The sequence below is a fragment of the Mucilaginibacter myungsuensis genome (assembly GCF_015222005.1).
Classification (GTDB): Bacteria; Bacteroidota; Bacteroidia; order Sphingobacteriales; family Sphingobacteriaceae; genus Mucilaginibacter; species Mucilaginibacter myungsuensis.
Genome location: NZ_JADFFL010000005.1, coordinates 160,665 through 174,438, shown reverse-complemented (window position 1 = coordinate 174,438; position 13,774 = coordinate 160,665). Strand labels below are relative to the sequence as shown.

The window sequence follows — 13,774 nt, the reverse complement described above, 5'->3', positions numbered from 1 at the left end:
CAGGCTTTTCCTTTTTATAAACCGCTGATCTTTAACGGCTATGCAGTTAACGCCTCTCGTTCTTCTGCCTGTATTTTTGTGGTGCCTTGCTTACCCGGTTTTAAGATCACCTTGGTCCAGCCTTTGTCGCGTGCATCAAAATGCTTGTAACCATCCGGTGCATCATCTAAGGAAAGCTCATGGGAAATAATGACCGATGGTTTAGCTTTACCTGAAGAGATCAATCCGCAAAGCTGACGATTATAAGATTTTACGTTGGCCTGTCCGGTTGCAATGCTTTGTCCCTTTAACCAAAAATTACCAAAGTCAAAATCCATATGGCCTTTTTTTGCGAGAGGATCTTCTGCCTTTGGGTCTGGAGCAACAAAGACCCCGACCACACCAATGGATCCTGTGAACTTAACGGCTTGCACCAATTCGTTCATAGTTATATTGTTATGTTCATGCCCGTGCTTATCACAACACTGGTAACCTACGCATTCGCAGCCTCGGTCAGCGCCAATACCATCGGTCAATTCAAGGACCTGGTCAACGGCTGGTGCTTTTGAAAAGTCGATAGGTATAGCACCCAACTCTTCTGCCAATTTTAACCTGTCCGGATGATTATCTACTACCATTATTTTGTTCGCGCCTTTTATGCCGGCTGAGATGGCTGCCATCAAACCCACCGGCCCGGCTCCATATATAACCACGTTATCTCCGGGTTTAACGCCGGCCAACTGGGTGGCATGAAAACCGGTAGGAAAAATATCAGACAGCAGTACATAATCATTTTCCTTCTCTTTGGCATCTTCAGGCAGTTTTAAACAATTAAAGTCGCCATATGGCACCCGCAGGTATTCAGCCTGCCCTCCGTCATATGGACCCATCCCGGCAAACCCATAAGCAGCACCTGCAAAGCCAGGGTTCATGGTCAGACAAAAGGCGGTGAGTCCGCTCTCGCAATTCTTACAATGACCACACCCGATATTAAATGGCATGCACACCATGTCACCGACTTTGATGTTAACTACCGCATTACCGACTTCTATGACCTCGCCGAGATTTTCATGCCCGAAGATGCGTCCTTCTTCCATGTTGGTTCGCCCTTCGTACATATGCAGATCAGAACCACAGATATTGGTAGTCGTGATCCTGACCAGTACATCAGTGGGTTGTTCAATTTTTGGATCTGGCACTTCTGATACCCTTACGTCTTTGGCGCCGTAATAAACTAATGCTTTCATAAAACCTTGATTAAGTGAATAATTTTGTTTTGAAAGCTAAAATGGCTCAAAGGCTATTCCCATAAGGCTACTAAAAAATTAAATACAACAATCGTACAGAAGTTTACTTAGTTTAACCATAGGTTAAAATGGTTTTTTTTAATTACCTAAATTACAGACACTTGGTATGATTAATGGGGCCATTAAATAGTGATCAGAATTCGTTTTGTGATGACTGAAAGTGTATTATTTTAAATAAAAAAAAACCTACAATAATCGTACTGCGATTTGGGAATAAAAAGTTTTGTGATCATGGTTTGAGTTCTTTCTATGAGTTAGGTTTTTGAAAGAATATAAAAAGACATAATCTGATCTTGGAAGACCAGTAGAGGCGTAAAGTTTTCAGTCCAGTGCTATAGTACAAACTGGCACATCATAGAGTAAAGACCTGGTCAATTGGCAAGAGTTCCAATTCAAATTGCTTAAAACAACTTTTAGGAATATCGCATTGAATTCATAACTTGCATGCTATGCCCTTTATATCCTCTAAGCCATGTATACTATCTTCGCCTTTGTCCTCGTGGGATCGGTTGCGCTTGGCTGTTGGCTGCTCTATTACTATTTCAGGATACAGCAGAAAAATCTTTTGGAAGATTACAAAAGGCTTTTTGACGGCATTCCGACCCCGATGTACATCTATGACGATCAGACCTTTTATTTCCTTGCGGTCAATGATGCAGCGATCGAACAGTATGGCTATACTAAAGAAGAGTTCCTGCAACTAAAGCTGACAGATACCCGCCCGCCTGAGGAAATACCTGCCTTGCTTGAATTTCACAAGAACCTTCCCAAAAAACATATGGATGCAGGACGCTGGCTGCATATCAACAAGCAAGGACAACGGTTCTATGTCAGCGTATATATTCACTATACTATCTTTGAGGGAAGAGGTGCAAGGCAGGTCCTGGTCGTTAACGTTGATGAAAAGATGCGCGCTGATCAGATCGTCAGTGAAAAATCCGCCGAGATGGAGAACATGCTTGACAGTATCACAGATGGCTTTTACGCACTGAACAGTCGCTGGGAAGTGACATTTATTAATAAGGCTGCACAAGTAGCTTTGTGCTGTAAAAAAGAGGACATCATCGGTAAAAATCTCTGGGACTACTTCCCCGGTTCCAGGGATGGCCGCTTCTACGCAGAATACGATCGGGCAATGACAGAAAGGGCCAGCGTTCATTTCGAAGAACTATACGCGCCGCTGGGTGTCTGGGGGGCGCTCAATGTTTATCCGACCAAAGACGGTATCGCAGTATATTTTGTAGACATTACGGATCGAAAAAAAATCCAGGAGCAGATCTACAATGACGGACAGAATCTTCGCGCGATCATTAACAATAACACGCGACCTGATCTGGTCAGTGGACCGTCAATCCAACATCATCACTGGTAACCAGGCTTTTTGGAACAGGGTTAAGGAATTGACCGGTAAGAGCGAAGGCGAGGTGACCAAAACTGACTTCATGCAGGAAAATTTAAAGATCTTTTTTGAAAGTTACGAGCGGGCGTTCGACGGTGAGGCATTCAGTATTGTCAGACAACGGGAGTCTGATGGCGAGGAAATGTATTACGAAGTAAGCTTTAATCCGATCCGTGACCTGAACGACAAGGTCATCGGCGTCAATTGTTTTCTGAGAGATATTACAGAGGCACAGAAGTATTTGCATAAGATCGAAGAACAAAACGAACGCCTGCGCCAGATCGCCTGGATCCAGTCACATCGCGTACGCGCACCGGTCGCTAGTATTCTCGGCCTTGCCCAACTGTGCAAGTTGGAAGATTCCCAGAATGCTGAGATCATCCAATGCTGAAAAGATCGGCGGAGGAACTCGATAAGGTGATCATGGATATTACCATATTAACAAGCCGGGTCTCCGATGAACCTGATCAAAAGAAATATTTTTAACTCGCATAAGTTCTTTGATACTGTCTGTATGAACGATTACAAGAGGTCTCATGTTGACCTTATCTCCTCGATATCCTTACTTCTATGCTGTATTCTCCAAAAAGATAACTCCATGATCAGCCTACTTTAAGATCTTTTGATCGGGCATTGGTGCTGTCTGGTATTGTTCTTACATAATCTCAGTTGATCAGGAAATTTGAATATACGCATAAGGGAAGTTCCATCTAAGCGTGTTAAAAGTGTCAATAGTAGTTATCAATTACCGCTCAGATCGATAGAATATTTAAAGCCATCGATCATCAAATGTTACTAAAGTATCTTAAGCCTGTGTTTCAAACCATTTGGAATCACTATATTTATTAGAACGTTTGTTATGAATCTTTTACAAAAAATCGGATTAGCTTATTTGTACTCAGTTCCCCCGGCTACAGCGGTCATTGGATTCGGGATCGGACATGCAGAAGTACCGCTTTACACAACGATATGGGCTTTGAATTTCTGCCTAATGTCAATAGCCATTTGGCAGCTTAAAACAACTCGATCAATAGGTATTGACCCGGGCTGGACAAGTGCTGCCTTGCTTTTAATTGTCCCCTGGATGCTGTTCCCGCTATTTGCAGGCATGGGCCCACCGCCACTAAGATTGGCGGAATGGTTGACTACGGCAACTGAGCAACAGGTCAGGTATACCGTCCTCATCGCAGGAGGTATCATTGCTTTTATGGCTTTCGCTTTGCTTAGAGTGAAATTACAGAAACAAGGCGAAACTATATTCTCCACTTTAGGTCTAACAGCGATAGGTATCGCTATGCCTTTATTCATTTTGAATATGATATTTTGGGGCTATTACCTCACTGATGCTTTCAAAATTTTTGTCACATTACCACAAGGCAAACGGCCAGATTGGTATCCGCCTGTAAAAACACTTTTTTATCTTATCTCTGTGATCGAAGTCGTTCTGATATACTTTGCAACAGGACTTTTTGGAATTGCGTTACGAAAGGTGCAAGCATTGAGTTATTGGGCTTGTTGTGTTTACATAGTAGTTGCGTTACTAGGAATGATTTTGGTCGCATTACCAACGTCTTCGCCTGAACCGTTTTCAACGCTAGGCTATTTAGCAGCTATCCCTGCTATTCCATTCGTTATGCCTTACCTGATAGGTATCCGCCTATTGCTACTTGATAGGAAAGTCAATACTGCTCAATGAACTGAAAGTTGTATTATACATCATGATTGGAATACCTTTTCCTCCGGAACAGGAACTATATGTTCAGCTAAGCGGATCTTGCATTCACGGAGCAAAATTACACTTGAACATAATGCCCCAAAGTTCAGCCATGGTTCTAAGTCATTTATAATTTATCTTATTTTAAAGTGGCCGTTTCGGTGTTAGGTTTCAAGTGTTAAATTAATTAAAGCACTTATTTCTAACAAACTATGGAGGCATCCCGGGCGTTTGCCTCGTTAGCGTAGAATTTCACGATCCCGGGAAATGACACCAGAGGGTTCACTGAAAAAGAATGAAATATCTTTCAGTTAAGCTGTGATACGACTACCGATCTTCCATCCAATTTAAAAAACTGTGTGATTTTTCTTTATTGATCAGCAGCTTTTCAGGCATATCAATTACGAGTTTTACATAAAGTTTGCGCAAAAAATAATGCTCGACCTCTTTAATTGCTTTGAAGTTGACCAGATACTGGCGGTTCACCCGAAAAAATTGCTTTGCTGAAACAGAAGCGGCAATATTATCAAGCGACTGGCTCAGCGTATATTCCTGCCCATCAAAACACATTAAAGAAGTGGAATCATTACGTATGTAGAAAAAAGCAATATTATCTGTTTGGACCGTGGCGTACTTTTGATTCTTAAAAACCAAAAAGCTCGTTTTGCCGCTTTGCGGGCTAAGCCGCTGAAGCAAACTTTCGATGTCAGGCGTTGTCTTCTGTTGAAAAAAATTCTTCAGATCATCCACCTTTCGTAAGGCTTCTTTAATATTCTCTTTAGAAAAAGGCTTTAACACGTAGTCAACGCCATTACTTTTAAAAGCTTCCATTGAATATTCATCAAATGCCGTACAAAATACTACCGGGCAGGTGATCTTTACTGATTTAAAGATTTCGAAAGACAAACCGTCTGCCAGCTGAATATCCATAAAAATGAGATCGGGTTGTGCAGTCTCCGAAAGCGCTGCAACCGAATCTTCGACGCTCTGGTATTGGCCGGTAATGCGGGCATTTGGCTTTATTTCTTTAATGATAGTTTCTAGAGAGCGGGCTGTCCGCAGCTCGTCTTCAATGATTATGATGTTCATAAATAAGTGGCAGTTTTACTTTAAAAGTTTTATCATCGTTTGTGATCTCAATATTCTTATCAAGCAGGTGACTGTAACGTAAACCTATATTTTTCAGCCCGACACTTGTTGAGCTCACATCTCCTTTTTTTACCTGCAATACATTTTCTACAATGATGTACTCTCCGTCTTCGTAAATGGTGATGTATAAAGGGCGGCTTAAGGAAACAACATTATGCTTGATGCAATTTTCTATCAGTAATTGTAGAGTAAATGGTGGTATCAGGGTCTTCAGCGTTCGTTCGGTAAGCGTTGAAGTGAATTTTAATCCTTCCTCAAAGCGGGCCTTTTGCAAAAAGAGGTAGGCATTTATAATTTCCATTTCTTCATGCACATGTATCAGGTCAAGCTTACGGCTTTCCAGTGTAAAACGGTAGAAGTTGGAAAGCTTAAGGATAAAGTCGACCGCTTCTTTGTCTCCCGTTTCTACCATGGCCTTTAAGGTATTCAGGCTATTAAATAGAAAATGTGGGTTGATCTGCTGTTTTAACAATTCATACTGAGCCGCCAGGTTATCGCTTTTGATCTTGTCTAACTCCATACTGACATGCTGGTTTTCGTAGTTCTGCTGTAGAAGATTTAAAAACATATAGAATACAAGGTTGATAAGTATGCCGCGTACCTCGACCATCAGCATAGTGGGTCCGAAATTGATATGCGACAGTATCAGCTGCTGCACCCATGCCAACCCAAACATGATCACCAACCCAAAAGACAGCGAACTCAGCAATTTGGTGTATGATATACTTTGCATGCGTCTGGTGTCTTTTTTGCGAGACAGCATGTAGATATTGAAATACCACATCAGCACGGCAAAGGCAGCGGTAATCCCGGCGTTGACCGCCGCCTCAGCAACGTTAAACTTATGAGAGGCCAGTTGCGGTACTGATGAAAGCAAACCCAGGGTAACAGCGCTAACCCAGATAGTGGTATGTGATATATGCAGTGGTGATCTTTTCATTAAAATCATATTGATCAGCCATCGGGCTGAAGATGAACAAAGCTATTTATTTAGCTTTATTTACAGAACTGCTATGGAAACAGCAGGGCCCGGTGCGAGGTAATGCTATTTATTCTGGCATCGGCACCTCCCGAAACTTGGCCTTGGACTATCTTATAGTTAAAGTCGATGACTTTTTTATCTTTAGCATATGAAGTGACTAGTTCGATACTTTGAACCGCACCATTGATATAACTGCCATACCAGAATTTATTATCAGCCTGCTTAAACGTTACCAATTCAAATACCTCACCTTGATCGTGTATGCCTGTTTTGGCGCTTTGTAAGGCAAGGGCATTACCATACAAAATGGATATAGTTTGCTGTTTACGGTTAGAAAAAGAGGTGATCACTTTCAGGCCATGAGCGTTGTAAATGATTCTTTTGTGGACATCATTGGATGTATCATTAGCGCATCCGTATGATCCGGCAATTACGAATAGTAACATTGCAAATATCTTCATGCGTATCATTTTATTTTAGATCTTTATTTTCTAAGGGAATGCTGAATACATAGCCCGTTTCATCAGCTATCTTGTGGCAATTGTAGCAGGTGGCGTTGAATGCCGCTGTTTTACCATAAGGTTTAAGATCGGTACCATTAAATTTGCCAAATCCCCAACCTTTACTCTCAGGGAAACGCTTTTCATCCTTGATCATGATCTGGATGTTGTTAAATGCTCCCGGGTAAACTTCACCATTCTTTTCCTCAATGATGTTGTAAACTACTTTGACAATTGCTGCACCATCCGGAAAGGGTTTGATACGCCCGCTTCGGATGGCGTTAACGGTTACTTTGTTCCCGTAGATGACGCGCATCGTATGATTATCAAAGCGACTGGTCGTACTGATCACTTCCCAGTTTTTGTAATCCGGAATAAACCGGACGCCATTGGGCGCCACCGGTATATTTTTAGAAGCAGTTGATCTGTCTACCAAAACTTTTTGCTCTTCTTCAGCGCTTTTGATCTGCGACCTATCATGGTATTTTGTCGGGCTGATGCTCACTACATAGTTTTTAAGTACTTCTACATCGTGCGGGGTAAGCTTAGCCTCTGGATGCAGTGTGGCATAACTGTTCAGCGGCATTTTACCTGCAAGTACCATGTTCACCATTTCCCATAAACGCACCTGCTGATCTGTTGCGCTAAGCGTGTCAAAGGTGGAAAAGTTGAAGCGCGACCGGGCCTTTTTAACTTCATGATCGACCTGCCATGATACCGGAGCTACCTTATCAAACCAATTGAATTTCGTTTCGTTGGAATGACAGTCATAGCAGGCTTTCCTGAAAATTTTGGTCACTTCTTCCGGTGCATTGATCGGGTGCGTTACCTTATCGTTTTGCACCGGAACCTGTATAAACTGCATGGAAATGAATCCCACTAACAGTATTCCGGCTATCGGCCAAAGCCTTTTAATTTTTTTTGAACTTACCATGTTGAGTGATTTTTAGCTAAGCTATAGCCCAGCATCATTTCAGGCCACCAATATCAGCGCGAAGTGGACATATCGGATCCTGAATTAGACAGCTAACCATTTAACTTTTTCTACTAATTTATTTAAACAATTTTGTTGAACAAAAAAGATGATATATTTTTGCGTCTTATGAGCATCATTGTCAACTCAGTAAGTTATAGTCATACTGACCGAACGCTACTCTTTCATGATATTGCATTCTCCATCAACAAGGGTGATAAAGTTGCATTGGTAGGTAATAATGGCGTAGGTAAGTCTACTTTATTGCAAATTGCAGCAGGTGTTCTTGCTCCGACAACAGGCCAGGTGATCAGCCCGGCTAAGCCATGGTATGTGCCGCAGCATTTGGGACAATATGATGAGATGACCATTGCCCAGGCTTTAGGTGTCGACCTGATATTAGCGGCTCTGAAAGCTATAACTGAGGGCAGCGTCGACATTCAACACTTTAACGAGCTGAACGATGACTGGGAGATCGAAGGTAAATTACATTCAGCTCTGGCGGAATGGCATTTGGAGCATCTATCGCCTTCACAAAGACTGCATGAATTAAGCGGCGGCGAAAAGACAAAGGTTTTTTTAGCAGGGATCACGCTTCATGACCCGGAAATCATCTTACTTGACGAACCTTCTAACCATTTAGATACAGTCAGCCGCGATCAACTTTACCGGTTGATCAGTAATAGTCGCGCAACAATTCTGGTTGTAAGCCATGACCGAGCCCTGCTTAACCTATTACCGGTAACGCTTGAGCTGAGTGCAGGAGGCGTAGAAATTTACGGCGGCAACTTTGATTTTTACCGGGCACAGAAAGTCTTAAAGTTAAACGCCCTGGAAGGTGACCTGCACGAGCAGACCAAAACAATGAAGCAAAGCCAGGCAAAAGCAAGAGAGGTTACAGAAAAAAGACAGCGGATGGAGAGCCGCGGCAAGGCAGAAGGCAGATCCGGCTCGCTGCCCCGCATTATTGCGGGTGGCCTGAAAAGCCAGGCTCAAGGCAGTACAGCAAAGGCCTTGAACGCCCAAAACGAAAAACTGGATCATATCAGCGACAACATCAGGCAAATACGCAGCCAAATTCAGCAATATCAGGTTCTCAAAATAGATATTACCTCATCAGGAATGCATGAAGGCAAGGTGTTGGTTGACGCACGGGAGATCACGTATGGATTTGACAAGCATCCTTTATGGGACGCGCTGACGTTTCAAATACGTTCGGGCGACCGCATGCACATCAAAGGTGCCAATGGCGCAGGAAAGACAACTTTAATCAAGATCATTGCCGGGGTACTGCAACCAACGGACGGGCGACTAGAACGGGCGAATTTCGATTATTTGTACCTCGACCAGGATTACACCCTGCTCGATTCCGAGAAGAGCGTTTTTGAACAGGTACAGCACTTCAACAGCCGGCAATTGCAGGAGCATGAGCTCAGGTCGCTGCTGATATATGCCCAGTTCGATAATAATGCCTGGAACAAAAAGAGCGGTGTTTTAAGTGGTGGTGAAAAGATGAAGTTGGCATTCTGCTGCTTATCCGTATCGGATCATGCGCCTGATATGCTGATCTTGGATGAGCCGACCAATAACCTGGATATTAAAAGCCTGGAAGTACTGACAGCCGCCGTTAAGGATTTCGAAGGAACTTTGTTAGTGATCTCACACGACGAGTACTTTGTAAAGGAAGTTGCCGTAGATAAAATAACAGAACTTAAAAAGTACAATAAATTATAATGCCAGCAAAAGATACAGGGACCGAAGAACTTATTAGATCGACCGCAAAAAAGCTATTCTTTAAAGAAGGAAAATTACACGCTACCACGCAGGACATCGCTGATGCTGCTGGCATGAACAGGTCGGCTGTCCATTATTATTTCAGAACAAGGGATCAGTTGATCGCTTTGGTCTTCGCTGAATCTATGCAAGCCTTGAGCCTGCGATTGGGAAAGGTAATGTCGGCTGAGCTACCTTTCAGGGAAAAAATACAGGGATTGATCGAAGTATTTACAAACGAAATGATGGAATACCCTTTTCAGGAAGTGTTCCTGGTTACCGAGATCAATACTGCCGGGCACGACCTGGTGACGAAAATTGATGAGGGTCCGGTATCGTCCTTTTTGAATGAAATTGAAAAAGAAATGCATTTGGGGACGATCGAAAAAACAGATCCTAAACATTTTCTGATCAACCTTTTCTCATTACTATCCTACCCAATTATGATGTCCCCCATATACCGGCAATTCTTTGGGATGAATGAACATCAATTCGATGAGCTGATCGCTGAACGCAGGGAATTGATCACGCGAACGATGTTCAAATAAAAAATGCGGAGCATTCCATTGATGCGCCGCATTTTTCTTGATCGTATGCTTATAGAGCTACATTGATCTCCACGTTGATATTCCCATTGGTAGCTTTAGAGTATGGACAGGTTTGGTGTGCAGCCTCTACCACGGTTTTCGCTTGCTCTGCTAATAAGCCGGGTAGCTTCACATTCAAGCGTGCTTGCAGATAAAAACCACCTTCGCCGGTTCCCAGGTCAACTTCTGCATCAACAGCAAGGTCTTTGGGCAGCGGTATTTGCAGGCTTGAGGCATTATGTCGCATCGCCCCGATAAAACAGGCTGACCAGCCGGCGGCAAACAACTGTTCGGGATTAGTACCATTGCCCGGCCCGCCGGGTGTGGAAAGGCTCACGTTTAAGCGGTTATCATTGCTGGTAGCATTACCTTCCCTGCCACCTGTAATATGCACTTTGGCGGTATACAGCACTTTGGTGATGGCTGTTTTGGCAGTGTTTTCACTGCTCACTACATTTTGATTTTCCATTTTATTTAAAGTTTATTCGTGAGTTTCTGTTGAATGTTATTTGGCAAGGCTATCTGCTTCAATAATTGCATTGGCAAATGCTTCCGGTGCCTCCTGCGGCAGGTTATGGCCGATGCCGCCAGTTAGGGTATGATGAATGTACTTGCCGGTAAAGCGCTTTGCATAATCTGCCGGAGCCGGGTGAGGCGCGCCGTTCGCATCTCCTTCCAATGTCACCGTGGGCACGGTAATAGCAGGCGCCAGAGCCAGTTTTCTTTCGACGGCATCATATCTTGCTTCGCCTTTAGCAAGCCCAAGCCTCCATCTGTAATTATGAATGACAATGGCCACATGGTCCGGATTATTGAAAGCTACGGCCGAGCGGCTGTAATCGGTATCAGTAAATTTCCAATCTGGAGAAGCGGTCTGCCATATCAACTTGTTGAAGGCTTTGGTGTTGGCTGCATAACCCGCTTTTCCACGTTCAGTAGAGAAGTAATACTGGTACCACCAGGCTTGTTCTGCTTTTGGCGGCAGGGGAGCTTTATTACCTTGCTGGCTACCGATAAGATAACCACTTACTGACACCAGCGCATTAACCCGTTGAGGATATAACGCTGCAACAATATCAGCAGTTCGCGCCCCCCAGTCAAAGCCGCCAAGCGTCGCCTTTTGTATATGCAAGGCATCCATTAATGCAATTACATCTTCAGCTAATGCTGCCTGTTGCCCATTTCGTACTGACTTTGCTGAAAGAAAGGTAGTGCTACCGTAACCTCTTAAGTAGGGTACAATAACATGATACCCCTGTGCTGCAAGTATTGGCGCAACTTGTGTATAGCTGTTAATATCGTATGGCCAGCCGTGCAGTAAAATAACCGGTTTGCCATTTACAGGTCCAACTTCAGCGTAACCTATATTAAGCACCCCAGCCGTTATTTGCTTGATTTTTGCAAAAGCGGTATCGGAAGGGCTTGTTTGCAGAGCAGTGCTTTGATTAGAAACAGGTTGTGCGTGTAACAGATCTGAACTGCTTAGCAACATAATAGCGATCATTATGGCAGCCGCAATTATAAAAATGCGACGGCTCGTAGGTTTAATCTCTTTCATAACAATTGACATTTATAATATTGTAATCGACGATCATTCTTTTAAACTCTTTCTAAATTGTTAACCACTTGTTCTAAACCGGCTTTTGTATAGATCGCCGGGTAAAGGTTTCTGAACATGATGTAAGTGATGGAAATGGCTGTAAATGCAATGATGGCGTCAATGGTAGGGGCAAATCCTAATACTGCAAGTTTGGAGAAGAAAGCAAAGGTGATATCGAAAAAGATACCGGCAAATACCCACTCCTTTAGTCTAAGAAGGCGATTAGGAGTTAACAATACGGCCACGCCTAAAAGTTTGGCTACGCCTAAAATGTAAATGAAATGTGGCGGATAACCTAGTTTTACGGTTATGTCCCATACGACAGGGTTTTTAGTTAGTTCGAAGAAGCCACTTGCGCCAAACCAAAGTGAGATAAAGATGGCACCTGACCAGTAAATTGTTTTTGATGTTTTTAAGTTCATGACGTTTTGTTTTTGATTGTTGACACAAAGTTGTGGCAAACCAAACCCCGCCATGAGCAGATAATGGTTCAAGCGGACATACTGAAAGGCCAGTTAGACATTTAGCGTTCCGAGCTAAAAGCATCGGCGCAAAGAACCTTTCTATTTGGGAAGGCTACCAGGTGTACCTGCATATTAATCTTCCTTTAAACGTTGCCTATGTTCCTTACCCCATTTGATCATATGTAAAATAATATCAGCAAAAGAATGGCAATAGTCGCTGGGCGAATATTCTACCGTTACCGGGCTGGTAGGTGTCACCGTACGTTTCAACAATTTATTAGCTTCCATATCTTTCAGTTCGCGCGATAACATGCGGGTAGTAATCCCTGGTATGCTTCTTTCGATCTCTCTGAAGCGCCTGTTGCCATTACAGATCGAATTGATGATAGGGAGTTTCCACTTGCCGCCTATTACATAAATAGTGTCCTGCAAAGCCTGAATTTCTTCTTTCTGATTACGGGGTTCCGATAGAACCTCTTTTACTAACTGCTCATCCATGTTGGTATACTCTGTGATACTGGTATCAATATTATACCAAATATAGTATACGTTTGCAGAAAAAATAGAAAATCATGAAAAGTTTAGAAGGAAAGGTTGCTGTAGTAACCGGAGGCAATAGCGGTATTGGCTACGCTGCCGCAAAAGAATTTAAAGCACAAGGCGCTCAAGTGATCATCACAGGACGCAGACAGGAAGCTGTTGAAACCGCTGCCCAACATTTAGGCGTCACGGGCTTAGTAGCTGATCAAGGCAACGTTCACGCGATCGGGCAGTTAGCTGCGACAGTCGGTGAGCAATACGGTAAGGTAGATATCCTGTTCATCAATGCAGGGATAGTTGGCGGTGCTTCTATTGAAACAGCTGCCGAAGAAGTATTTGATCAGGTCATTAATATTAACTATAAGGGCGCTTACTTCACCCTAAGCAAATTCATTCCATTACTGAATGATGGCGCATCGGTGGTATTCTTGTCATCTAACACAGCCAGTATGCATGGTGCTAATGCATCGGTATATTCGTCAAGCAAGGCAGCATTGAACTCCGTAATGAAAGCTGCTGCTATTGAATTGGCTCCTAGGAAGATCAGGGTCAACTCCGTAAGTCCGGGCCCAACTCAGACCGAGATCTTGAATAAATTAGGTTTGGATGAAGAATCAAGAAAAAACCTGGATGCCTGGATGCTGGAACGTGTTCCTTTAAAGCAGTTTGGTGAAGCGGATGACGTAGCTAAAATGGTTGCGTACTTTTCAAGCGATGCTGCTAAGTTCATTACCGGCGCAGAAATTGTGATGGATGGCGGGATGAGTCTTTAAATATCAGGAACTTTCTAATTCAACAGTTTCTTCG

Annotated in this window: 15 protein-coding genes; 6 read left to right on the top strand and 9 right to left on the bottom strand. The window is 43.2% G+C overall.

Annotation, left to right across the window (positions count from 1 at the left end):
* Nucleotides 1–38 precede the first annotated feature (38 nt).
* Entirely contained in the window at nucleotides 39–1,226 is a 1,188-nt protein-coding gene (locus tag IRJ16_RS14275; RefSeq protein WP_194112281.1) for a glutathione-independent formaldehyde dehydrogenase, read from the bottom strand.
* Nucleotides 1,227–1,758: 532 nt separating this feature from the next.
* On the opposite strand from IRJ16_RS14275, the gene IRJ16_RS14270 reads away from it, so the two are divergent.
* The 3 genes from IRJ16_RS14270 to IRJ16_RS14260 all read left to right on the top strand — a co-directional run bounded on the left by IRJ16_RS14270 (nucleotide 1,759) and on the right by IRJ16_RS14260 (nucleotide 4,381).
* Nucleotides 1,759–2,658: a PAS domain-containing protein gene (locus IRJ16_RS14270; RefSeq protein ID WP_194112280.1), complete on the top strand. Its 900-nt coding sequence runs from the start codon at nucleotides 1,759–1,761 to the stop codon at nucleotides 2,656–2,658.
* On the top strand, nucleotides 2,627–3,076 hold the full coding sequence (locus IRJ16_RS14265) for a PAS domain S-box protein (RefSeq protein WP_194112279.1): 450 nt from the start codon (nucleotides 2,627–2,629) through the stop codon (nucleotides 3,074–3,076). The genes IRJ16_RS14270 and IRJ16_RS14265 overlap by 32 nt, the downstream gene beginning before the upstream one ends.
* A gap of 468 nt (nucleotides 3,077–3,544) precedes the next feature.
* On the top strand, nucleotides 3,545–4,381 hold the full coding sequence (locus IRJ16_RS14260) for a hypothetical protein (protein ID WP_194112278.1): 837 nt from the start codon (nucleotides 3,545–3,547) through the stop codon (nucleotides 4,379–4,381).
* 345 nt (nucleotides 4,382–4,726) lie between these two features.
* Here IRJ16_RS14260 and IRJ16_RS14255 read toward each other — a convergent pair whose 3' ends face one another.
* The 4 genes from IRJ16_RS14255 to IRJ16_RS14240 form a co-directional block, all read right to left on the bottom strand.
* Nucleotides 4,727–5,488, bottom strand: a complete 762-nt coding sequence (locus tag IRJ16_RS14255) for a LytR/AlgR family response regulator transcription factor (protein ID WP_194112277.1) — start codon at nucleotides 5,486–5,488, stop codon at nucleotides 4,727–4,729.
* Nucleotides 5,469–6,488, bottom strand: a complete 1,020-nt coding sequence (locus IRJ16_RS14250) for a sensor histidine kinase (protein WP_194112276.1) — start codon at nucleotides 6,486–6,488, stop codon at nucleotides 5,469–5,471. Before IRJ16_RS14250 ends, IRJ16_RS14255 begins: the two co-directional genes overlap by 20 nt.
* A 71-nt stretch (nucleotides 6,489–6,559) precedes the next feature.
* Nucleotides 6,560–6,991 (bottom strand): hypothetical protein, encoded by a 432-nt coding sequence (locus tag IRJ16_RS14245; protein ID WP_194112274.1) that lies wholly within the window; start codon nucleotides 6,989–6,991, stop codon nucleotides 6,560–6,562.
* 10 nt (nucleotides 6,992–7,001) lie between these two features.
* The gene (locus tag IRJ16_RS14240) at nucleotides 7,002–7,895 is read right to left on the bottom strand and encodes a heme-binding domain-containing protein (RefSeq protein ID WP_194112273.1); all 894 of its coding nucleotides are present in this window, start codon (nucleotides 7,893–7,895) and stop codon (nucleotides 7,002–7,004) included.
* Nucleotides 7,896–8,099: 204 nt separating this feature from the next.
* On the opposite strand from IRJ16_RS14240, the gene IRJ16_RS14235 reads away from it, so the two are divergent.
* Nucleotides 8,100–9,737, top strand: a complete 1,638-nt coding sequence (locus tag IRJ16_RS14235; protein ID WP_228080156.1) for an ABC-F family ATP-binding cassette domain-containing protein — start codon at nucleotides 8,100–8,102, stop codon at nucleotides 9,735–9,737.
* Nucleotides 9,737–10,324 carry a TetR/AcrR family transcriptional regulator gene (locus IRJ16_RS14230; protein WP_194112272.1) on the top strand — a complete coding sequence of 196 codons (588 nt, stop codon included), beginning with the start codon at nucleotides 9,737–9,739 and terminating at the stop codon, nucleotides 10,322–10,324. The genes IRJ16_RS14235 and IRJ16_RS14230 overlap by 1 nt, the downstream gene beginning before the upstream one ends.
* Before the next feature lie 49 nt (nucleotides 10,325–10,373).
* On the opposite strand, the gene IRJ16_RS14225 is transcribed toward IRJ16_RS14230, so the two are convergent.
* The 4 genes from IRJ16_RS14225 to IRJ16_RS14210 form a co-directional block, all read right to left on the bottom strand.
* Complete coding sequence (locus IRJ16_RS14225; RefSeq protein WP_194112271.1) at nucleotides 10,374–10,832, bottom strand: organic hydroperoxide resistance protein; 459 nt, start codon at nucleotides 10,830–10,832, stop codon at nucleotides 10,374–10,376.
* 36 nt (nucleotides 10,833–10,868) lie between these two features.
* Entirely contained in the window at nucleotides 10,869–11,921 is a 1,053-nt protein-coding gene (locus IRJ16_RS14220) for an alpha/beta fold hydrolase (protein WP_228080153.1), read from the bottom strand.
* 41 nt (nucleotides 11,922–11,962) lie between these two features.
* The gene (locus tag IRJ16_RS14215) at nucleotides 11,963–12,385 is read right to left on the bottom strand and encodes a DoxX family protein (RefSeq protein ID WP_194112270.1); all 423 of its coding nucleotides are present in this window, start codon (nucleotides 12,383–12,385) and stop codon (nucleotides 11,963–11,965) included.
* Between the two features lie 174 nt (nucleotides 12,386–12,559).
* Entirely contained in the window at nucleotides 12,560–12,925 is a 366-nt protein-coding gene (locus IRJ16_RS14210; protein ID WP_194112269.1) for a winged helix-turn-helix transcriptional regulator, read from the bottom strand.
* A 74-nt stretch (nucleotides 12,926–12,999) separates the two neighbouring features.
* On the opposite strand from IRJ16_RS14210, the gene IRJ16_RS14205 reads away from it, so the two are divergent.
* Nucleotides 13,000–13,740, top strand: a complete 741-nt coding sequence (locus IRJ16_RS14205) for an SDR family oxidoreductase (protein ID WP_194112268.1) — start codon at nucleotides 13,000–13,002, stop codon at nucleotides 13,738–13,740.
* Nucleotides 13,741–13,774: the final 34 nt, after the last annotated feature.